Source organism: Brevibacterium sp. AGC70 (genome assembly GCF_057334195.1).
This window is the reverse complement of record NZ_JBHFIH010000014.1, coordinates 373,767-395,512: the sequence shown is the minus strand read 5'-3', so window position 1 is coordinate 395,512 and position 21,746 is coordinate 373,767. Positions and strand designations below refer to the sequence as shown.

The 21,746-nt window shown below is 61.4% G+C and carries 16 protein-coding genes; 10 read left to right on the top strand and 6 right to left on the bottom strand.

What is annotated here, in order from left to right; all coding sequences use genetic code 11:
* Positions 1-4 precede the first annotated feature (4 nt).
* Complete coding sequence (locus ACE03M_RS11980; protein WP_485934109.1) at positions 5-934, bottom strand: LysR family transcriptional regulator; 930 nt, start codon at positions 932-934, stop codon at positions 5-7.
* A 223-nt stretch (positions 935-1,157) separates the two neighbouring features.
* On the opposite strand from ACE03M_RS11980, the gene ACE03M_RS11975 reads away from it, so the two are divergent.
* The 3 genes from ACE03M_RS11975 (at position 1,158) to scpC (ending at position 5,491) form a co-directional block, all read left to right on the top strand.
* A complete protein-coding gene (locus tag ACE03M_RS11975) occupies positions 1,158-2,570 on the top strand; it encodes an MFS transporter (RefSeq protein WP_485934108.1) in 1,413 nt (470 codons plus the stop codon).
* Positions 2,567-3,871 (top strand): amidohydrolase, encoded by a 1,305-nt coding sequence (locus tag ACE03M_RS11970; RefSeq protein ID WP_485934107.1) that lies wholly within the window; start codon positions 2,567-2,569, stop codon positions 3,869-3,871. The genes ACE03M_RS11975 and ACE03M_RS11970 overlap by 4 nt, the downstream gene beginning before the upstream one ends.
* Positions 3,872-3,985: 114 nt before the next feature.
* The gene (scpC, locus tag ACE03M_RS11965) at positions 3,986-5,491 is read left to right on the top strand and encodes a succinyl-CoA:acetate CoA-transferase ScpC (protein WP_485934106.1); all 1,506 of its coding nucleotides are present in this window, start codon (positions 3,986-3,988) and stop codon (positions 5,489-5,491) included.
* Positions 5,492-5,572: 81 nt separating this feature from the next.
* Here scpC and ACE03M_RS11960 read toward each other — a convergent pair whose 3' ends face one another.
* The 3 genes from ACE03M_RS11960 to ACE03M_RS11950 all read right to left on the bottom strand — a co-directional run bounded on the left by ACE03M_RS11960 (position 5,573) and on the right by ACE03M_RS11950 (position 9,524).
* Positions 5,573-6,868 (bottom strand): ArgE/DapE family deacylase, encoded by a 1,296-nt coding sequence (locus ACE03M_RS11960; protein ID WP_485934105.1) that lies wholly within the window; start codon positions 6,866-6,868, stop codon positions 5,573-5,575.
* 159 nt (positions 6,869-7,027) lie between these two features.
* Positions 7,028-8,155 (bottom strand): RsbRD N-terminal domain-containing protein, encoded by a 1,128-nt coding sequence (locus ACE03M_RS11955; RefSeq protein WP_485934104.1) that lies wholly within the window; start codon positions 8,153-8,155, stop codon positions 7,028-7,030.
* 112 nt (positions 8,156-8,267) lie between these two features.
* Positions 8,268-9,524 (bottom strand): SLC13 family permease, encoded by a 1,257-nt coding sequence (locus ACE03M_RS11950; RefSeq protein ID WP_485934103.1) that lies wholly within the window; start codon positions 9,522-9,524, stop codon positions 8,268-8,270.
* 328 nt (positions 9,525-9,852) lie between these two features.
* Between ACE03M_RS11950 and ACE03M_RS11945 the strand changes: the two genes are divergently transcribed.
* The 3 genes from ACE03M_RS11945 (at position 9,853) to ACE03M_RS11935 (ending at position 14,269) form a co-directional block, all read left to right on the top strand.
* Positions 9,853-10,320 (top strand): YybH family protein, encoded by a 468-nt coding sequence (locus tag ACE03M_RS11945; protein WP_485934102.1) that lies wholly within the window; start codon positions 9,853-9,855, stop codon positions 10,318-10,320.
* Positions 10,317-11,687: a purine-cytosine permease family protein gene (locus ACE03M_RS11940; protein WP_485934101.1), complete on the top strand. Its 1,371-nt coding sequence runs from the start codon at positions 10,317-10,319 to the stop codon at positions 11,685-11,687. Before ACE03M_RS11945 ends, ACE03M_RS11940 begins: the two co-directional genes overlap by 4 nt.
* 329 nt (positions 11,688-12,016) lie before the next feature.
* Positions 12,017-14,269 (top strand): HNH endonuclease signature motif containing protein, encoded by a 2,253-nt coding sequence (locus ACE03M_RS11935; RefSeq protein ID WP_485934100.1) that lies wholly within the window; start codon positions 12,017-12,019, stop codon positions 14,267-14,269.
* Positions 14,270-14,490: 221 nt separating this feature from the next.
* On the opposite strand, the gene ACE03M_RS11930 is transcribed toward ACE03M_RS11935, so the two are convergent.
* Together ACE03M_RS11930 and ACE03M_RS11925 are read right to left on the bottom strand one after the other, a co-directional pair.
* Complete coding sequence (locus tag ACE03M_RS11930; RefSeq protein ID WP_143921178.1) at positions 14,491-15,177, bottom strand: response regulator transcription factor; 687 nt, start codon at positions 15,175-15,177, stop codon at positions 14,491-14,493.
* 189 nt (positions 15,178-15,366) lie between these two features.
* A complete protein-coding gene (locus ACE03M_RS11925) occupies positions 15,367-16,650 on the bottom strand; it encodes a sensor histidine kinase (protein WP_485934099.1) in 1,284 nt (427 codons plus the stop codon).
* Positions 16,651-17,019: 369 nt separating this feature from the next.
* Here ACE03M_RS11925 and ACE03M_RS11920 point away from each other — a divergent pair, with 369 nt between their 5' ends.
* The 4 genes from ACE03M_RS11920 to ACE03M_RS11905 all read left to right on the top strand — a co-directional run bounded on the left by ACE03M_RS11920 (position 17,020) and on the right by ACE03M_RS11905 (position 21,717).
* A complete protein-coding gene (locus ACE03M_RS11920) occupies positions 17,020-17,967 on the top strand; it encodes a DUF4352 domain-containing protein (protein WP_485934098.1) in 948 nt (315 codons plus the stop codon).
* A gap of 334 nt (positions 17,968-18,301) precedes the next feature.
* Positions 18,302-19,741, top strand: a complete 1,440-nt coding sequence (locus ACE03M_RS11915; RefSeq protein ID WP_485934097.1) for a sensor histidine kinase — start codon at positions 18,302-18,304, stop codon at positions 19,739-19,741.
* The gene (locus ACE03M_RS11910; protein WP_143921180.1) at positions 19,738-20,478 is read left to right on the top strand and encodes a response regulator transcription factor; all 741 of its coding nucleotides are present in this window, start codon (positions 19,738-19,740) and stop codon (positions 20,476-20,478) included. The genes ACE03M_RS11915 and ACE03M_RS11910 overlap by 4 nt, the downstream gene beginning before the upstream one ends.
* Positions 20,479-20,565: 87 nt before the next feature.
* The gene (locus ACE03M_RS11905) at positions 20,566-21,717 is read left to right on the top strand and encodes a fatty acid desaturase family protein (RefSeq protein ID WP_260847975.1); all 1,152 of its coding nucleotides are present in this window, start codon (positions 20,566-20,568) and stop codon (positions 21,715-21,717) included.
* Positions 21,718-21,746: the final 29 nt, after the last annotated feature.

Genomic DNA, 21,746 nt, shown 5'->3' with positions numbered 1-21,746 from the left:
GTTCCTAGCCGAGGTCTCTGCCGAGTTGGGTCATGACTCTCTGTGTCTCCGAAGTCAGGAGTTCGAGGGCGAAGCGAATCGTGGGTCGGCTCTCGGCTCCTGCACGAGTGACCGCGGCGATATGGCGAGTGGGTGCGTGTTCACCGGAAAGAGGGATGCGTCGAACGGGATGGAGATCCTGAGACCGGGAGAGGCGAGAGGCGACGCAGACGCCGAATCCGTCGTGAACGAGGGCAGTGCCGGTGTTCCAGTCGTTGGCGTAATGGCCGATTCGGGGAGTGAAGCCGGCGCTGGCGCAGTTGGCCACGACCAGCTGATGGTAGGTCGTGCCCGGTCGGCCGAGTATCCACGTCTCTTCCTTGGCGTCGGCGATCGAGACCGATGCATGATTGGCCAGGTGATGGTCGAGAGGGACCATGAGATCGAGAGGATCATCGGCGAGGAACTTCTGTGTGAAGCGATCGTCGGCTCCCGTCGGCGTCTTGGTCGTCACGGCTACGATACCCAGGTCGACTTCTCCTGAGAGCAGAAGGTCGTAGCACTCGCTTGGTTCGGCTTCGATGGTCTGCGTGGCGAGGTGTGGGAACTCTGCATTGAGAGCACGCATGGTCTGTGGCAGCAGGATGCTCGCCGCGGTGGAGAACGCGCAGAGAGTGATTGATCCGGTGACGGTCGTAACATAGGCGTCGATGTCCGCCAGAGCCCGCTCCCATTCGGCAGCCATGACGTCGAAGTGCCCGAGCAACGAGTGTGCCGCAGGTGTCAGTCGAATGTTGCGACCGCGCTGCTCAAGGAGAGTGACACCCAGTTCCGTTGCCAACTGCTTGACCTGGTGAGAGACGGTCGAAGGCGAGTAACGCAATGATTCAGCGGCGGCGGTGACCGTGCCGTGCCTGGCGATCATGCTCAACATCATGAGCCGATTGTCAATCATTCGATTCCTTCGAACGGTATCTTGTACTTTCTTACGATAGACAACACTACTTCATGCACCGCACCCTGGACTTAGGACGCCATCAAGGCCCGAACGAATGTGCTGATCCCAATGATGCACACCCGCTCAGGGTCCGTTTTCGATCGTGGCGTTCCAATGACACCCGAGGGCAGCTCTGGACTCTGCTGCTCGATAGGCACCACGTTCAGAAGGAGGTTCCTGATTGCCCGAATACGCTCGCATCAGAGGGTCGAGGCGACAGTTGTGGATCGGTGCCGCTGTGCTTTTCGCATTGTCTGCCGCAGCTAACCTCGCCAGCCCGCTGTATCCTCACTTCAAACTGGCCTACGCCATGACGGATTGGACGATGACCGCGCTGTATGCGACCTACGTCGTCAGCTGCCTGCCCGCCCTGCTCCTGTTCGGTTCAGCCGCCGATGCCTTCGGTCGCAGACCGGTGCTGCTCGCAGCAATCGGAAGCGTCAGCGTCGGCACTGCGCTGTTCACCATCGATACGATCGGGGTGAGCGGACTCTTCGCCGGACGTGTACTTACCGGTGTCGGATTGGGACTGGGAACGGGCGCCGGCATCGCACTCATGGTCGAAGCTTCACCTGCCCGCCGCGCATGGCTGGGGTCGACCGCAGCCACCATGTCTTTCGTGCTCGGTACAGGAGCGGGACCTATCATCGCCGGCGTCGTATCTGAGCTGACCGCCGGGTCCACGTCAGGAGCCACGTTGTTGGTGGCTCCTTTCTCGGTGATGCTTGCTCTCCTCATCGTCACCGGTCTGCTCGTGACCACCCTGCGTTTCCACAGCCCCATGACCCGGCAGCGCTGGCGGCCGACCTGGCCGTCGGTGCCGGGACCGATGCGCTCGAGCTTCTACATAGCCGCGGTCACCGGGCTGCTCGGCTGGGCTGCGCTCGGGCTCTTCCTCGCTCTGCTGCCTTCGATGACCGAGGCGACCCTGCCCGAGCCGAGCACGCTGACGTCGGGACTCATCGTGGGCACCGTGCTCGTCATCTCCGCTGCCAGTCAGCTCCTGGCTCCGAAACTCCAGCCACGGGCCGCGCAGACCATCGGCCTGACGCTCTTGGGGCTCGGAGCTGCCTTACTGCTCAGTTCCAACCTGCCGAGTCTGGGAGCCACCACGGCACTTGTCCTCATGACAACCGCTGCCGTCGCCACAGGTACCGGGCACGGTTTGAGCTATTGGGGAGCAAACCGGGAGATCGACATGCTCACCCCTTCGCGTCAACGCGCTGGAATCACTGCGGCTCTCTATCTCGCGTTCTACACGGGAGCGGGCTTGCCTGCGATCGTCGTCGGTGCGATCGCCATCGGCACCTCACTCATCGACGCGATTATGATCTTCACCCTGGTGCTGCTCCTGGCCGTCATAGTCTTCATTCCGGTGCCAAGCCTCGCACTGACGACAGTGCGCAGGTCCCGTGCTGCGGTGGCGGCAGCACTGGAAGCCGATAGTCATGCCGGTCACATCCCCGGGGTGGCGGTCCTGCAGGGTAAACCCGCAGCTCATCTCACTGAGGAGCCGTCAGCACCCTTCTCATTTGAGGAGGACTACCATTCGAATGGAGGAGTTTCAGCCACCGATCCAAGGACCCCACTATGACGTTGACGCCGGCACTGACGACCCAGCTGAAAGCTTGGCGACGAGACTTTCACAAGTACGCGGAACCGGGATGGACGGAGTTCCGGACCACCTCGGCGATCATCGCTGTGTTGCGTGACTTGGGATGGGACACGGTGTACGGTCCCGAACTCCACGACGCCGATTCTCGGCTGGGGGTGCCCGACGCCGAGGTGCTCGCGGGTGAACGCGATCGCGCGGTGTCGCAGGGCGCGGACCCGGAGCTCGTCGAGGCGATGGGTGACGGATTCACCGGTGTCCTCGGCATGCTGGAGACCGGACGGCCCGGGCCGGTCGTGTGCTTCCGCTTCGACATCGACTCCAACGATCTGGTGGAACTGGCCGATGAGACCCATCGGCCCTTCGCCGAAGGATTCGCCTCGGCCAACGAGGGTGCCATGCACGGGTGCGGTCATGACGGCCATGCCGCCATCGGACTGGGGTTGGCCACGAGATTGTCCCAGCTTAAGGACGAGCTGTCCGGGAGGGTGAAGATCATCTTCCAACCCGCCGAGGAGGGGGTGCGTGGCGCTCATTCGATCGTGGCCGCGGGATGGTTCGACGATGTCGATCTGTTCGTCGCCACCCACCTGAAGTCCGATGATGAGAAGGGCAATGTGCTCACCGGGTCCGATGGGTACCTGGCGAGCACGAAGCTCGACGTCACCTTCACCGGCGTCGGTTCACACGCCGGGGGAGACCCCGAGAGAGGCAGGAACGCGCTTCTCGCAGCCGCCTCGGCGACCTTGAATCTGCATGCGATACCCCGGCACTCGGCTGGGGCCAGTCGCATCAACGTCGGCACCTTCCATGCTGGTGAGGGCCGCAATGTCGTGCCCAGGGCAGCGACGCTCAGGGTCGAGACGCGCGGCCAGTCGAGCGAGATCAACGAATTCATGTTCGAGCGGGCGCAGGACGTCATTGCTGGTGCCGCGAGGATGTACGACGTCGACGTCGAGTCGACTGTCGTCGGCAAGGCGGACCAGGAATCACCGAGTCCGGAACTGCTGCCCTATATCCGGACCTGTTTCGAGGGTGTCGATGGAGTCGCCGAGATCAGCGACACCGGCGGACTGGGCGGATCCGAGGACGCAACGGCGATGATGAAGCGAGTCAAGGAACGCGGCGGCCTGGCGACCTACGTCCAGATCGGCATGGACACCTCCTGGGGCCACCACACCGAACGCTTCGACGTCGACGAGGACATGCTCGCCGTCGGCGTGGAGGCCGAGGCGAAGATTGCGATTGGGGCGGGGGAGTTCTTGACAGGGCTGGGGCGCTAGTCGACTGGCGGTGATGGCCGCGGTGTCTCTGCTCCCACCTCGGCGAGTGCACGGTTCTTCGTCTCGAAGCAGGCGGAGTCAAAGACGGAAACTGCGTCCGATAAACTCATGTGAATGTCGAGAATTACGTGCCCTGACCTGAGTTCGAAGGTCGTCACCGCAGAGGCAGCGGCTGTTCACATCGGTCACGGCGACCGCGTCGCCATGAGTGGATTCACCGGTTCGGGATACCCGAAGTCGGTGCCGGGTGCCATTGCAGCGCAGGCTCGCACTGAGCACGATGCCGGTTGTGACTTCGGCATCGAGCTGTGGACCGGCGCCTCGACCGCACCCGAACTTGACGGAGTCCTCGCCGAGGCGGGAGCCGTGAGCAAACGACTGCCCTTCCAGTCCGACCCGGCAATGCGGAACTCGATCAACGTCGGCGACACGGAATACGTCGACACACACCTCAGCCACTCGGCCCAGCAGGCCTGGTTCGGCTTCTACGGAAACCTCGACGTCGCCGTCGTCGAAGTCGCTGCGATCCTACCCAACGGTCTGCTGATTCCCGGCAGCTCGGTGGGCAATTCGAAGACATGGCTCGACCTGGCCGACAAGGTCATCCTCGAAGTCAACTCCTGGCACCCGCGCGCCTACGAAGGCTTCCACGACGTCTACTACGGAACCCGCCGCCCGCCCGAGCGCCTGCCCATCCAGCTCCTCGAGCCCATGCAGCGCATCGGCAACCCATACCTGCGCGTGGACCCGTCCAAGGTCGTTGCCGTCGTTGAGACGAACGCACCCGATCGGAACCTGCCGTTCAAGCCCGCCGACGAAGATTCGAAGGCCATTGCCTCCCACCTCGTGGACTTCCTCCGCCACGAGATCAGGGCCGACAGGCTGCCGGAGGAGCTGCTGCCGCTGCAGTCGGGCGTCGGCAACGTCGCAAACGCCGTCATGGGCAACCTGGCCGACAGCGAATTCGAGGGCCTGAGCGCCTACACCGAGGTCATCCAAGACGGGATGCTCGACCTCATCGACAACGGCAAGCTCGCCTCTGTCTCGGCCACAGCCTTCTCGCTCTCAGCCGAGCGCGCCGCTGACTTCAACGAGAACATCGAGTCCTATAAGGGACGCATCCTCCTGCGCACGCAAGAGATGTCGAATCATCCGGAAGCCATCCGCCGCCTCGGCGTCATTGCGATCAACGGGATGGTCGAAGCCGACATCTACGGCAACGTGAACTCCACCCACGTGATGGGTTCGTCCATCATCAACGGCATCGGCGGGTCCGGCGACTTCGCTCGCAATGCCTACCTCAACTTCTTCGTGTCGAACTCCTTGGCAAAAGACGGAGCGATCTCCTCGATCGTGCCCTTCGCCAGCCACATCGACCACACGGAACACGACACCCAGATCCTCGTTACCGAGCAGGGCCTGGCCGATCTGCGAGGGCTCTCCCCGGTGGCGCGAGCACGCACGATCATCGCCAACTGCGCGCACCCGAGCTACCGGGACCGCCTCGGCGACTATCTGGATCGGGCGATCGCAGAGAACCCGAACGGACGCCACACTCCACACCTGCTGGGTGAGGCCCTATCCTGGCACGGAAACTTCCAGACCGACGGGAGCATGTGAAGCCCGCCAGTGTGGTCTCCTGAATCAACCAGTGCGGTTTCCTGATTCAAGGAGCCGGCCTATGCGTCGATCCCGCTTCACCTATTCGACGATCCCGCACCACTCGGCGATGAAGAGCGCCATGGATTTCGTGCACTTGCGCACCGACTCGATGCTCACACGCTCGTCGAATCCGTGGATGTTCTCCGAGACTGGACCATAGACCAAGGTCGGCATCTGTCCGTAGTTGACGAAGACTCGACCGTCGAGATAGCCGGGAGTGGTGAAGCTGGTGAGCTCGGCGTCGAAGGTCTCACGGTGGGTGCGTTCGAGGAGCTCTTCGGCATCACTGCCGGGCTCGAGGACGTAGCCGTCGGCGTAGAAGCCGTTCGGAGTCAGGACCGTTTCAAAGGTCGGGCGAGCTGAGGAGCCGCCGTCCGGTGACCTTCCGGCTCCGGCATCGGACACGCATTTCTCGACTTCGGCCCAGGCCTCATCGGCGTTGGTTCCGGGGTAGGTGGCGACGCGGACCTGGAGTTCGCACCAGGCCGGCACGCTCGAGGGCCAGTCGCCGCCGCGGATCTCACCGAAGTTGAAGTTGATCGGGTGATCGAGGTCCTCGAAATACGGGTGCTCACCCTTCCTGTCATTCCATGTCTGTTCGAGAACGCGCAGAGCCTGCATCACGTCGAATGCGGCATCGATGGCGTTGAAGCCATTGGCCATCTCGCGTGGATGTGTGGGGTTGCCGCTGACTCGTACTGTGAACCACAGAACCCCCACATTGGCTCTGACCAGGGCATCTTCCTCTGGCTCGGAGATGATGACCGCGTCTGCGGTGTATCCGCGCAGCAGTGCCGCCAAAGAGCCGTTTCCGGTGCATTCCTCTTCGACGACGGACTGGAGGTGGACGCGGCCGGTGAGGTCGAAACCGGCCTGACGGATGGCGTCGAATGCGTACAGATTGGCGATCAGCCCTGCCTTCATGTCACCGGCACCGCGGCCGTACATCCACCCGTCGACCACTTCGGCGTCCCAGGGTGAGCGCGACCATCTGTCGTCTGGACCCTGTGGCACGACATCGATGTGGCCGTTGAGGATCAGGGACTTCCCGCTGTCCTGGGCAGGCTGGTACGTGCCGACGATATTGGTCATCCCCGTGTAGTCGACGGTGGAGGGACCGAAGCCGGGATGGGCCTCCAGCTCGGGGGAGTCGATGATCCATCGGTCGATGTCGAGGCCGAGGTTCTGCAGTCGGGACTCGATGAGATCCTGTGCGGGCTCCTCATGCTCACGTCTGGACGGCGAATTCACCAGCTCGGCGGTCGCCGCCAACTGTTGGTCGAATCGGGCGTCGACCGCCGCGAGGATCCGTTGTTTTGCGTCGTTGGTGATCATTGGCTCTCCTTCGAGTGCAGCTCGTTGAGGTGTGGGGTGTCGTCGAGGTGTGCGGTGCTGATTCGAGACTAGGGGACCGCAGATAAAGGGTCATTGGATGAATGTCTCGGCTTTGAGCACAGCGGTGTGCATTTGAACCTCTGTGCCGGTCAGCGTCGGTCAGTACCGCTGCGTGTCCTGCGTCAGGATCAGCGCGATCGCCGCATCACGGGGAATGGTCACGTCCAAACCGGTGATGTCGTGGAAGGACTGCAGACGTTTGAACACGGTGTTCCTATGGACATAGAGCGAATCCGCCGCCTCCTGAACCGAACCGTTTTCCAAGTAGGCGGCGATGGTTGTGGCCAGACGTTTCAACCTCTCATTGGGCTTTTCGCCCACCGAGCTGACAAAGTCACCGAGAAGTTCATGCTCGAAGCCGCTGATGAGGGTCTCCATCGCGGTGCGGGCGATGGCAGCGAATCCTTCCTTCAAATTGACTGCAGGGCGACCAGGATGAAGCTCGCCGAGGTGTTTGGCCAGTGCCGCTGCCCGTGACATCTGGCTCAATCCCTCGACTTTCGAGATGTATCCGCCTGCGAGCTCGGGCAGTTCGTCGACCAAGCTGATCAGCGTGCGCCGATGACGGAACACATAGGTCATCTGTTCGTCTTCGTACGAATGTGCCTCGAGGGTCGAGAAGCTCTGCTCCAGACCATCGGTGATGACGTTGGTGGGAATTGCCATGAGTTCGAATTCACCGTCGTCTCTCATGCCGAGAACCGTGGCGATGGCACTGACGTCGTCATCGTCGGCGTGACCGGAGAACAGTTTTGTCAGGGCGCGTTCGCGGGCGGTTCTGCGCGAACGCGCCATTTCCCCCGTCTCGTTGAGGAAGGACCGCTGCACTTCTGTCGCATAACGTTCGACAACATCGAGAACGCGTTCCCCGTAGTCCATGAGCACACCGGTGAGATCTGGCTGCGCGGCCCGATGAAGTGCACGCCACAGCACCCGAAAGTTGATGCGCACAGCCTCAGTGAACTGATCGACTCGCAGGCCCTGTCTGGCACGTCGTCGTCCCAGAGCATCTGGAAAGGACGATTCGTCGGCCATATGTTCAGCGGTGGACAGCCGCCGGAGGAAGAGGTCGAAGACCTGCTCAGCGGTTCCGGTGAGATCGGAGACGGGAACGCGACCGTGGGCGTAGCCCTCAAGCTGAGCAAGTTCGGCGATGAAGTCGTTGAGAAGCTGCGGGGTGTCCTGTCGCACTCGCTCGAGGAGTTCGTGCCAAAGCGGATCGTTCATACTGCATTGTTGCACTGAGGAACTCAACCCTGGTGAGCTGAGGGGCCTGGACGAGACGAACGGACGCCGGGCCAGGGCTTTCACACGGTCATCAACCTTGACCGGTCAGCACTCACCTCGTGAGAACCGTCGGCACCGCTGCGACTACCCAGGCCAATCCGGGACCGATGAGGCACATGAGGCCGGCGTAGCCGATCATCTGCTTGTAGTAGCGATCACGGATCTTAGTGTGCACATTGGCCAACAGCATCGCACCATTGGTCGAGAACGGACTGATGTCGACGATGGTTGCCGCGATCGCCAGCGCGGCGACGAAGCCTCCCACATGCACGTCACCTGATTCGAGGAACGGCACGGCCAGGGCGATGACGACGCCGATGATCGCCAACGATGACGCCAGTGCAGAGATGAGGCCCGACATGTAGAAGAGCAGCAGGGCAGCCAGCAGTGGGATGCCGATGGCCGAGATCCCGGCCGAGACCCATTCGACGGTGCCCGCGGCCTGGAGCACGGCGATGTAGGTGAGGACTCCGGTGATGAGAATGACGACCGACCATGACACCTTGGTCATCGCGGCCTTACCCGCTGCCGGGTTGATGAAGGTGAGAACGACGGCGATTGTGATCGTCACGATCCCGACGTCCCAGCTGAAGATCAGCACGGACAGAGCCATCGCGATGAGTCCGATCAAGGTCGGCACCTGGCTCCGAGTCAATCTGATGGTGCTGGGACGCTCGGTCTCGGCGGATAGGGCATCGTCCGCCTCGGCGCGCAATCCGGGTCGCCGGTGAAGGACGAAGTAGACGACGAGAGCGAAGATCAGGTTGAAGATCAGCGGTGCCAAGAACAAGGACAACGGTGTCGGAGTCAGGCCGTTCTTGGCCAGGTAGTCGTTGATGAAGATGCCGTAGACGCTGATGGGGGAGAAGGCCCCAGCCAGTGCACCGTGGACGACGAGGAGGCCGACCATGAACTGGTTGATCCGATGTTTGCGTGCGAACGACAACGCCAGCGGCGCGATGATGGCCACGGCGAAGAGAGCACCCAAGGAGATGAGGATCGCGGTGAGGGCGAAGAAGATCCACGGCATGAGCGCTGTCCGACCGCCGACGAGCTTGACGCACCAGTTGACGATGACTTCGATGACGCCATTGTTCTGGGCGAAGCCGAACAGATAGGTCAGTCCCACAAGGGTGAGGAACAGGTCGACGGGGAAGCCGGCGAGGAACTCCTCTGGGGCCTGGTGGAGGACGAGTCCGCCGACTCCTGCCGCTGCGACGAAGCCCAGCAGGCCCATGTTGATGTCACGCCATGTGCCGATGACGAACATCAGGCCGAGGACGATCACGCAGATCAGTTCCGCACTCATGGAAGCAGTGTCTCCTTCATCTTCACTATGACGATCATCGACGCACGGTTGCGGCGGGAGCTGCGGATGCAGCCGCACGTCACACGCTCTTCAACCTAAGCGAAATCTCAATTGCTGACAGCGCTATCTCGCAATGCAGGCAGCAGCTTGGACGTGGAGTGCGCCGCTCTGGGTGGTCGGTGGTGCAGTCCGCAGTGGACAAGCAACTCCAAAATCACTCCACTGCGTACAGTGTGGTGGGTCACCAAATCACTAGAGTTTCACTCGGCCCATCAGCTCTGCTTGCGACCGGCCGCGAGAACTGCGACAAAGAAAGTTGACGATCGTCATGCCCAACGATGTGAATGAACCCAGCCACGCCGAGGTGCTTCGCGCCGCCGACGCCATCGTCGCCGCCTATACGACGACTGATGCGAAGGCTTACTTCGCAGCCTTTGCCCCCGACGCCACATTCATCTTCCACCCCGAGAACAGCCGCTTGGATTCACGTGCGGAGTACGAGGAGGCTTGGAACTTGTGGATAGCCGACGGATGGTCAGTCGCCGACTGCGTCTCCTCAGCCAGGCTTGTGCAGACTTTCCCGGGCGGAGCGATCTTCTCTCACACCGTCGATACGACGGTGATGACGAGGGAAGGCGAGGAATCGTATCGGGAACGTGAGAGCATCATCTTCCGCCACCTCGGCGACGGTAGACTCCTGGCGATCCACGAACACCTGTCGACTGTCCCCGACGCTGTGCCTGCGGATGCCTCCGCTGATGCAGAGCCGAACGTCGCCGAGGTGATCGCCCAGTGAACTGGTACCGCAGCCTCGAATCGCGCTTGGAATCTGGAAGCGACGACTCGGGAGTCATCCGCGGGCACTTGGGCACCAGACGAATGTTCTTGATCTGGTTGGCCGCCAACCTCGTCGTGACAACCATGCTCACCGGCACACTCTTCGTCCCGGGCATCGACTACGTCACCGCCGTCATCGTCATCATCGCAGGCACGATCATCGGCACAATCGTGCTCACTCTGATCGGGAACATCGGCACTCGCACCGGCCTGGCCACCATGGCGATCACCAGGGGAGCATTCGGACCCAAAGGCAGCTATCTGCCTGTCGCAGCCAACGTCGTCATCCTCATGGGCTGGAGTTGGGTCCAAGCCATGCTCGCGGGCATCAGCGTCAACTTCGTCGTCGCGCAGACAACCGGATTCTCCAACCCGATCCTCTTCTCCGTGCTGTGCCAGGCCCTGGTCGTCGGGCTTGCCATCCTCGGGCATGAGGGCATTGAGAAGGCCGAACCTTGGTTCGCGCTGCTCATTCTGTTGGTCATGGCCTACGTCTTCGTCATCGCCTTCAACGGGCACTCGCCGAGCGAATACACTGCGATCCAGGCCGATCCCAGTCTGGAATTCACCTCTGTGCTCGCTCTCGACATCGTCATCTCGACTGCGATCTCGTGGACTGTGCTCTCTGGTGACCTCAACCGCCTGGCCAAGAGTCAGAAGTCGGGGATCATCGGCTCAGGCCTCGGCTATATCGCCTCCACGGTGCTTGCTATGGTCCTCGGTCTCACCGCCTACAGCTACATCCTCCTCGACGGTGCAGACGCGGCTCCCTTCGACCCGACCGTGCTGGCCGCGGAATTCGGGTGGGCGTTGGCGATCGTCATCTTCCTGTCCGTGATGGCGACGAACACGATGGTGGTCTATGGGATGGTCAACTCGGTCGTCGGCGCGCAGAGGCGGACGAAGCTGAAGTTCCTGCCGGTGGCATTGGTGCTCGGAATCGTCTCGATTCTCGGATCGACCTGGTTGGCCCTACTCGACCAGTACACCGACTTCCTCACGATGATCGGGGCCTTCTTCGTTCCCGTGTTCGCGATCCTCATCGTCGACTACTACATCATCAAGCGCCGGACCTATACGAGGGACATCGTGAGTGACGCCGGAGGTATCTACTCCTACACGCGCGGCGTCAATTGGGCAGCAGTCGCCGTGTGGATAGTCGGCGCCATTGTGTCCTACCTGCTCACCTATGCATTCCCGAGTCCGATGGGCGCAACGATCCCGTCGTTCGTGGCATCATTCCTTCTGTATCTGGGCCTCTCATGGCGTTCACGACAGCAGTTCGCCGAGGTTGCCAGTGGTCATCTGTCCAAGTTCAGTGAGTGAATGGGTTGAGCTGTCAGTGCCGCACGACCGTTTTCATGTCAGTGCCGGCTGAGATCATCAACCAACAAAACAATCCGGACGGCTCCAAAGCATCGGGAAACTTTCGGAAGTGGTCATAGATGACATCTGTACAATTAGCATTCGAATAGGCTAGAATATGAGCATCAGTTAGATTCGTCAGTGCTCTACTCACTCTTCCCGACAAAGATGTACGAGGCAGGTGATACACGATGAAAAGCGCATCCGAAACACATGACCGGCAATGCAGCGAACGAAGCAAAAAGCCCGACTCTGCTGGCAAGGGCGCCGGCGCGAGTGCGGATGAAAGTGTGTCGCCGCGCTACAGCGTTCGCTGCGAATCGAGCGTCACCAATCTTGGCCGTGCATCTGCTGAATACGACCGGGCGCAGCTGAAGGTATTCGAGCTCAGTGCGGGAGTCATCCTTGAGCAGGTCATCCAGCACAACGGAGCCGACGTTCCCGAAGGGGACGACCCGTACACCTTCGCCACGATTGCCGGCTCAGTCGATCGATGCCCAGAAGCTTCGGAAGAGGAACGAGTCAGAGAAGCCAACCTACGGATGCCCGTCAGTGATTTGGCTTGGAACTCGGGGCCACCGGAAGAATTCGAGCTCGACGAGCCCTGCACCGAGCTCGTACTCCTTGTCGACACTCCGACGACCGTGATGGCCTACGATGCCGAATTCGCGCAGAGTGTTCGAACGCCCACGGTTGACCCCGAGCCAGAAGCTCCTGAACCTCCGGACTTCCCTGGTTTCGAGCCCGACACCGACTTCTCGCGGTGGATCCACGACAATGTGTTCACCGAGGACCTCGTTGAGATTTCGGCAATCTTCGGAACCTCGACTCCGCGTACCTACCGCCGCCTGACTGCGGCGATGACCGTGATACACGGTCTCCCACGATTCGCCGACCGGGTCCGAGGCGGCGAGTTCACGCAGGCTCATGTTGATGCCGCTGCCGACCTATGCCAAACGGTTGCCATGCGATTCCTGCCCCGACTGGACGAACATCTCTCTGTCAGGAGAGCAGACGTGACGAGCGAGTACTTCCGAACCGCACTGAGGAAGAAGATCCAACTCCTCGAACCTGCAGAAGACCGGGCAGAAACAGCCGCCCGTCGACGTAGAGTCGATGTCGACACATTCAAGGATGGAACGGCATGCATGACTCTGACAGGGCCGGCGGCTGAGGTGCATGCCAGCTTTCAGCGCATCCAGGCCATGGCGCGTGCGATTCATGCGGGACAGGCCAACACGTTCAACCTGGCGCCTGGAGTTGAGGTGATCGACGAGCGCACCATCAGCAATCTCATGTTTGACATTGCGACCCGGCCACAGCCGAAGCTGAGCATCAGGGTCAGAGGAATCGACCCGGTGACGGGAATCCAAGGCACCACAGAATCCTCGCTTCTTGATGACAGGGGAAACCCACTGTTTGATTTCGACGACCAAGGAGTCAGTGGGCTGATCGATTGTGCGAAAGATGCCGCAGGGTCGACTCCGAAAGGCACCGCCTTCTGCCAGGCTCCGCCGCCGCAGGAAGAGATCACAGAATATGACGTAACGGTCGGCATGCCCACTGATCAGTGGTGGATAGCGAACCAAGCCGCCGTCGTGGTCACGGTCCCGTACCTGACGTTGACCGGCGAATCAGAGCTTCCGGGAACTCTCGCTGACGGTTCGCCGGTGCCAGCAGAGACAGCCCGACGCATCGGTGCCCGTTCGAAAACGCTGACGAGAATACTGACGGATCCGGCGACAGGCACCCCCATCGACGCGAAGGCCACCACCTACAGAATTCCGAACGATGTTCGGAGAACGCTCATCGCAAAATGGGCGATCTGCACAGTACCGGGGTGCAGTCGAAGGGCGGAGAAGTCGGAGATCGACCACGTCATTCCATTCGACCATGACCATCCTGACCAGGGCGGACTCACTCGCTTCAGCAACCTGCATTGTTTGTGTAAAAAGCACCACGCGGTGAAGACTGCTCGAAACTACTCAGTGCGGATGCCGGAATCTGGCCTGGTCGAATACGAATTCTCCCATGGCGTGACAACCACGGTCGCGGCTCCCGACCAGCCTGTCGACGCAGCTCAAGCCATCGAGTTCTACGCACTGACTGGTATCCGTCCCAGACGGTGGCGATTTCCGAAAGATAAGGTTCCTCCACCGCCGTACGTCCTTGAACTCATGCCCGGAGAGACGGCGATTCGAGAACGCGACGAAGCGAGGCAACGCGAACAAGCAATCGCCGACCATCAGCGACACCTGCAGGAGAGCTATGACCTGGCGAAAGCCACGCGCCGACAATTGATGATCGATCGGATGTCGGACTGGCAGAACGCGGTATTCCAGCGCTGCCTACCGCCGGGGACGGACCCGGTGACGATGAAACGTCTGCCGAGAGGTCGCCGCAGGAACCAGCCCTACCGCAGAGCGAAGAAGACAGCCGATCACCGTGCTTCCAAGGTCGAGTACGTGCGCATCAAGAAGGCTTGGCAAGAGGCACGCGTGCAATGGGAACACGATCTCGCGAAAGACCCGCCGCCGTTCTGAGCAGGCCGCCATTTCGAGCAGACTGGATACGTCCGGACTGGCAGACTGGATTCGTCCGGACTGGCAGACTGGATTCGTCCGGACTGGATAAGTTCACACCGGATCAGGCAAGACTGGGGCAGTCCACCTGGCTCGATTCCCGCCTGGTTCAGATTCCCATCTGGTTCAATTCACGAGGTATTATCCGTGTTGGTTTTGAGACCTGAAAACGACGAGCCTGTTCAGATGATGCCGGAACCCGCGGTCAAACCGGACCGCTCGACAAGGACAGCGATACGGACCCGGTTGCTGGCATCGAGTTTGACGTTCACCCGGTTGAGATGAGTCTTCACGGTGGCCTCGCTGGAGTAAGTCGCCTCGGCGATCTCACGATTCGACAGCCCTCGTGCGACGAGGACAGCGATCTCACGTTCCTTCGCTGTCAGGGTGGAGATGAGTGTGGCGGCATCGCGTTTGGTCCGATGATCCTGTTTGGCCGTGATGGTTCTGATGATCCGCAGCGTCGCCTGCGGTGCCAGAATCGACTCACCGGCATGGACCTTCCTGATGGCCTCGGCAAGCTCCGCAGGACCGATGTCCTTGAGGAGGAAGCCACTGGCACCGGCTTCGAGAGCCCCGAAGAGATAATCATCGGAATCGAAGCTGGTGAGAGCAATGACCTTGGGCGGTCGCACGCTGTTGGTCAACCGCCGTGTTGCTTCGATGCCACCGATTCCCGGCATCCGCACATCCATGAGCACGATGTCGGGAAAATGAAGTGAAGCTTGCTCTAGTGCACCTTCGCCATTGAGGGCAGTTCCGACCGTGTCAATGTCCTCAGCGACCTGAAGTATGGCCCTGAGACCAGTCAGCACCATCGAGTCATCGTCGACGAGGAGGACGCGGATACTGGGAGAAGTCTGAGGCATGAAAACAGACTACAGGAGGCCTAGGACACGACAGTGGCGAAGCCGCGTGGGCACAGCATCGGCAGGGAAACGGTGCCACAGAAAAGCGCCTTGGCACCGGTGACGAGCGTCAGCCCCGAGTTTGGTCAGCCCCGAGTTTGGTCAGCGATGAGAAGGGTCAACGGGGAACCTGGAAAACGCCGAGCCTGTTCAGCGTTGGGGCCGGCGTTCGAAAGGCGGGAAGGACACATCGACGACGAACAGGCCCTCACGCGGTCCGATGCTGACCGTGCCCGAGAGCAGGTGCGTTCTTTCGCGGATTCCCTCGAGCCCGGCTCCCGAACCACTCGTCGATAAGTCCGATTCCGGATGTTCGTTCGTCCTGGTCGTCGGCAGCGCGTTCGCTACGACGATGCGCGCTCCCTGGTTGGCCGAAACGCTCAGGCTCAGATCCACAGGTGTGCCGGGGGAGTGCTTCAATGCGTTAGTCAGGGACTCCTGCACGATGCGATAAACCGCCCGGTCAAGCACCGTGGGTGCACTCTCAAGGTCCTGCATGATGATTGACGGACGAATCTGCGTGCCCGTCGCCTGAACCGAGGCGATGAGGTGCGGAATGGAGCCCATGGAGGGCAGACTCGGCGGAGTCGACGTCGGCCCCAGCTGGCTCTGTCCACCGAAGGTTCCTTCACGCACACCGCCGACAAGGTCGCGCAGATCGTCCAACGATGCACGTGCCTCTCGGCGGAGCGCCGAGGCGACAGTCGCCACCTCGGCGTCATCCTGGGTTCCGACTTCAAGCGCACCGGAGTGCAGGGAGATGACGGATAAGCGGTGGGAGAGGGTGTCGTGAAGTTCGCGGGCCAGAAGGTTGCGCTCGGACTGGCGAGCGAGTTCCGTGGACAGCGATTCGCTGCGCTCGGTTTCACGCTGGGCGATCGTCTCGACGGCTTTCATTCTGCGAGTCCGGCGCAGCAGCAGCCCGAACCCGATGCTCACCCCGAGTCCGACGACGCCGGCGATGACCGTCAGCAGATTCATAGCCAACAGAGAGTCCGCAGGTGGGGCAGAAGCTTCGACGTCGGTGATCACCGCAGGATCACCCACGATCATGAGACCGAATGGGTTGAGCGCAGGAGGCAGGAGACAGTGACGGATCACTCCGGCGATGACGAGCACCGACCCGATGACGGCGGTGACGATCATCCGCACTCGGGTTCCGCGAATAACGATGTGGAACAGGCCGATGAGGAGCAGGAGACCATCGCCCCAACTCGCGGCGAGGAGAGCTCCGGCGATGAATGGCACGAGAGGCCAACGACGCCGGACGAAGACGCTGAGCCAAACGAGACTCAGCAGCAAAACCACGACGATTCCCGTATTCGTGAGTTCACCGTTGCTGCCGAAGGCCCACGGGTTAGCCTGCAGCGCCAGCGCCGAAATGACTAAGCCCGTCACATTGGCGATGACGCCCACGAGGATGCTCGCCGCCAACTGGACTCCGTGCCGTAGACGCCGTTTGCGTTCCGAGTGCGAGGCAGCACCCGGGTGTGGCCTCGCGGAGGCAGCAGGCATCGGTGGCTGGGCCGGCCTCGGCGGGACGGAAGAGCCATGATGAGGCGGCGGGAACGAATGAGCTGTCACAACAGGAATCGTAACTGCACACACTGACACCGGACGTCAGCCATCAGGCTGCCGTCGCCTGGCCGATCGATGATCGAGGTTGAGCCGATCGGTTGATGTCCGATCTTCGCCGAGGCGGAATGCTGAAGGAGTATCAACGCGAACCTCACTATTTCAATTGCGCCAGCCACTTAGAACCGCCTTCCAACGGAGCACGGCGCTCTTCATCAAAGGAGCATGATGTCCACTCACAACGACCCACACACGCAGCCCGGTGCTCAGCCGCAAGCACAGCCCGGTGCCCAGCCTGGACCCAATGTCCAGCCTCAGCCCGGTGTCGATGCGCAAGGTTCAACCTACCGCGTGCCTGGCCCGCAGATGGCCGGCACGCCTATGGCTGACCCGCAGGCGTCCGGTTTCCCGGGTGCTGGACATCCGAGCGCGGGACCCACAGGACCCAGCGGCTACGGCGGACCCGGTGGGTACGATTCAGGTGCGTATGGCCAGGGCGCCTATGGATCCGGTGGTTACGGTCCCGGCGCCTATGGTCCAGGCAACTCAGGGCAGAAACCACCGAAGCGGAAGAAGCCGCTGCTCAAACGCTGGTGGTTCTGGATTGTTCTCATCCTGGTCGTCGTCATCATCGGAAGTGCCATCTCAGGCGGGGGAGACGATTCGGCAGAGAATACCGAATCCTCTGCTGCCGTCGCCGAGGATGAGGCGACGAGCGGTGACAATGCGAAGGAAGAACCTGCGGCGGATAAACCGGCCGAAGAAGACGCCGCTGCCAGCTACGGAATCGGCGATGTGGTGGCAGCCGATGACTGGGAAGTCACCGTCAACTCGGTCAAGGACGGCGTCTCCTCAGTCGGCGACGAGTACATGGGCGCAAAGGCCCAAGGCCAGTTCGTCACCGTCAACCTGTCCGTCAAGAACACGGCCTCGGCGCCGGACTTCTTCTGGGAGGACAACATCAAGCTCGGCGACGAAGCCGGGAACACCTATTCCGCGGACTCGGAGGCCGGACTCTATGCCGACGGTGACTCCATTCTCTTCGCCGAGGAGATCAACCCGGGCAACACGGCCAAGGGCGTTCTCGTCTTCGACGTCCCCGCCGATGTCTCACCGGACAAGCTCACCTTCGAAGGGGGACTCTTCGCTGAGCCGATAGAGATCTCACTCGGCTGAGAGTCGTGGTCGGACCGGGTCGACCATGATCGGACTGGGCTGAACCACGCCGGATCGGACTGGACCACGCCGCATCGGACTGGATCACACCGGATCGGACTGGACGACTGGCAGAAGCCAGAGACCACCTCGGCGGTCTCTGGCTTCTGCTTTCCCATTTACCGGTCATTGGCAGTGTTCTCTGGTTCACGGCCGCGACGGATCCGAACTCTCACGGGACGCCTAGCCGTGTTTGCTACTGTCACACTGACGAAGTGTGCCAGGTGAGTCGACCTTTCGGGTCGACGCCGGGCCGAATAATCGGCGCAGGGCCGCAGAAGGAGAACCGGAATTCGTGCTGTTCAGCAAGCTGTTCGACAGATTCCTGCCACCGGACCGCAGATTCAACCCTGAGGCGCTGGCTTGGGTGGCGGTGATCTTCACTGCCATCGTGATGCTCGCCGTCGAGTCCTCCATCGCGGTGGGAGTCCATGAAGCTCCTGTGGCCCTGGCGTTCATCGTCACTGTGATCCACGCGGGGTCGATGCCGCTGTCGATGCTGCGCCCGCTCTTCGGCGCGATCGTCTCCGTCGTCGCCTGCGGTGCCCTTCCGCTGCTCGGCCCGTACCTCTCGGGTGTTCCCTGGCCATGGATGGTGCCGATGATGATCACCCAGATCCTCATCATCCTCATTGTGGGGCTCCGTGCCCACTGGGGGGTGGCCTTGGCGGCGCTGCTGGCGAGCATCGCAATCTCAGCGGCGGCTGCCGTCTTCGGGCATATTCAGTACCCCGAAAGCAGGTCGGAGTCATCGATCGTCAACATCGTCATCTTCTCCTGCATCGCAGGTGGCTTCTATGTCGCCGCGGTCATCGTCCAACAGTGGCATCTGATCCGATCGCAGCTGCTGCAGGAACAGGAGAATACCGCCGAGGAGCATTCGAAGCGCGTCGTGGTCGAGGAGAAGACGCGGATTGCCCGTGAACTGCACGACATCGTCGCCCACAGCATGTCGATCATCAACATCCAGGCCTCGAGCGCACCGTTTCGCCACCCCAACATCGACGCAGACGTGGGGAAGGAGTTCGAAGACATCTCCATCTCCGCCCGCAACGCCCTCACCGAGATGCGCGGACTGCTGGGAGTTCTGCGCAATGATGATTCGAACCAGGAGCTTGCACCTCAGCCGAAGTTCTCAGAGGTCGAAGGCCTGGTCAAGAAGGCACAGCAGGCTGGAGTCAACGTCACGATGGAACGCAGCGGGGGACCGCTGGATCGCAGTCTGCGCGACAGTACCGGGCTGGCCGGATACCGCATCGTCCAGGAAGCGCTGAGCAACGCCATCCGCCACGCCACCGAATCCCAGATTCACATCAAGGTCGACAGCGGCGGCACCGCCCTGTGGATCAACGTCGTCAACACTGCTGGGAAGGGCCCGTCAGAGGCGGCGAAGAACGAGGTCCACCGTCATCAGGGCCTCATCGGAATGCGAGAACGTGCGGCCTCGGTCGGAGGCGAACTCCGAACCGGCTGGACCCGCAGCGGAGGTTTCGAAGTCGAGGCCGTGCTGCCGCTGGCCGTGGCCGATTCGCCTCGCCCCGATTCCGGTGAGCGTGATTCGAGCGACCGTGATCGGGGCGAGGCTGACTCGCCCGAAGGCGGCGGTCGCGAAGTACTCGCGGACTCAGCCCCAGACGCCGTCGCAGATGACACAGACTTCAACGCAGACAACACAGACTTAAACGCAGACGACACATCAGATCAATCGCAGGGTGATGAGAGGAGCAACGCGTGATTCGCATCGTGATTGCTGATGATCAGGCAATGGTTCGAGCTGGCTTCGCCGCGCTGTTGGATGCGCACCCCGACATCGACGTGGTGGGTCAGGCGCAGGACGGCGTCGAATGCGTCGGCCTCGTCGCCGAGCTGAAGCCGGACATCGTGCTCATGGATGTGCGCATGCCGGAGCTCGACGGCATCGAGGCCACCCGTGAGATCCTCTCGGCCAGATCGCGGCAGGCGGTCCGGCAGACAACGACCCCGCAGGCGTCGGCGTCGGCATTGAGCACCCAAGACACAAGCGCCATCGACGAAGACGTGACGCGCATCATCATGCTCACGACCTTCGACATCGACGACTATGTCTTCGATGCGATCCGTGCCGGTGCCAGCGGCTTTCTCCTCAAGGACGCCCCACCCAGCGAACTCGCCGAGGCTGTGCGGGTGGTGGCATCGGGTGAGGGGCTGCTGGCCCCGAGCGTCACCCGCAGAGTCATCGAGCACTTCGCCGCAGGACCGCAGACATCGAACGCTGCGGCCCTGCCCGACCTCACCGACCGCGAACGCGAGATCCTAGTGCTGGTGGCGCGTGGTGAGACCAACACGGAGATCGCTGCCTCACTGTTCATCGCAGTGCAGACCGTCAAGACCCATGTTTCGCGAATTCTCTACAAACTCGACGCCCGAGACCGCGCTCAAGCGGTCATCGCCGCCTATGAATCAGGGCTCATCGTGCCTGGCGCCCAGGTCTGATGACACGACCCCCTACCTGGGTAGGGGGTGAAATACGGTGCTCTGGGGTGATGCCAAGGCGACGACCCACCTCGTACGGTAAGTAATATGGAACCAGTAGATGTCGTGAATAGGACGCTGTCGACGCCCACTCTTGGAAAAGAGTCAAGGGCTGAGGTGCTCGAGCAGAGGCGAGCCAATCGCGGAACCGAAAATCAGGAATTCACCAGCGACTTCAGTGCGCTGATGGCCCAGGTCAAAGAGGCCGGTCTGCTGGCACGACGCCCCGGCTGGAACACGCTGCGCTTCGTCCTCCTCGGACTCTCCTACGTCGTCGCCTTCGCGATGCTCTTCCTCATCGGCGAAAGCTGGTGGCAGATGGCCACAGCAGTCGTCTTCGGAATCCTCTTCACTCAGACGGCATATGTCGCCCACGATGCGGCGCACCGTCAGATCTTCACCAACGGCAAGGTCGGCGAGTGGGTATCCACCATCATCGGCAACCTGTTCATCGGCCTCAGCTACGGCTGGTGGCTGAAGAAGCACAACGCTCTCCACCACGCCAACCCGAACAAAGCCGGCGTCGACGGCGATATCGCACCGGGTGCTCTGATCTTCGACCCCGAAGATGCTCAAGGGCTCACCGGAGTGCGGAAATGGTTCGCCTCACACCAAGGCTGGTTCTTCTTTCCTCTGCTGACCCTGGCGGGCCTGCAGCTGCACGTGAACTCGATCAAGGCGATCATCAAGGGACAGTCCTCGATCAAGCGCCGCTGGATCGAAGGCATCTTCCTCGCCATCCGTATGATCGGATTCCCCATCATCGCCATCTGGGCTGCAGGACCGCTCATCGGCAGTGTCTTCTTCATCGTGCAGGTCATGGTCTTCGGACTGCACATGGGCGGTTCATTCGCTCCCAATCACAAGGGACAGCCGATCGTTCCCAAGGACGTGAAGATCGACTTCCTGCGCCGTCAGACACTGATGTCACGCAATATCTCGGGCGGTCGTCCGATGGGCTTCCTCATGGGTGGACTGAACTACCAGATCGAACACCACCTGTTCCCCAGCATGCCCAGCGTCAACCTGCACAAGGTTCAGCCGATGGTCCGTGAGTACTGTGCTCAGAAGGACATCAAATATACGGAGACGACGCTCTTCGAATCATTCGGCATCATCGTCCGGTACCTCAACCGGGCCGGACTCGGCCAGGCCGATCCCTTCGACTGCCCGGTCACCGCGCAGTTCCGCTCACGCTGATCTTCACAGCATCGCTGGATTCTCGGGGG

Excerpts from the sequence above, each read along its gene's own strand:
- ACE03M_RS11970 (WP_485934107.1), top strand. The coding sequence starts at position 2,567 with ATGACGTTGACGCCGGCACTGACGACCCAGCTGAAAGCTTGGCGACGA.
- ACE03M_RS11955 (WP_485934104.1), bottom strand. The coding sequence starts at position 8,155 with ATGAACGATCCGCTTTGGCACGAACTCCTCGAGCGAGTGCGACAGGAC.
- ACE03M_RS11945 (WP_485934102.1), top strand. The coding sequence starts at position 9,853 with ATGCCCAACGATGTGAATGAACCCAGCCACGCCGAGGTGCTTCGCGCC.
- ACE03M_RS11960 (WP_485934105.1), bottom strand. The coding sequence starts at position 6,868 with ATGATCACCAACGACGCAAAACAACGGATCCTCGCGGCGGTCGACGCC.
- ACE03M_RS11980 (WP_485934109.1), bottom strand. The coding sequence starts at position 934 with ATGATTGACAATCGGCTCATGATGTTGAGCATGATCGCCAGGCACGGC.
- ACE03M_RS11930 (WP_143921178.1), bottom strand. The coding sequence starts at position 15,177 with ATGCCTCAGACTTCTCCCAGTATCCGCGTCCTCCTCGTCGACGATGAC.
- ACE03M_RS11920 (WP_485934098.1), top strand. The coding sequence starts at position 17,020 with ATGTCCACTCACAACGACCCACACACGCAGCCCGGTGCTCAGCCGCAA.
- ACE03M_RS11950 (WP_485934103.1), bottom strand. The coding sequence starts at position 9,524 with ATGAGTGCGGAACTGATCTGCGTGATCGTCCTCGGCCTGATGTTCGTC.
- scpC (WP_485934106.1), top strand. The coding sequence starts at position 3,986 with ATGTCGAGAATTACGTGCCCTGACCTGAGTTCGAAGGTCGTCACCGCA.
- ACE03M_RS11905 (WP_260847975.1), top strand. The coding sequence starts at position 20,566 with ATGGAACCAGTAGATGTCGTGAATAGGACGCTGTCGACGCCCACTCTT.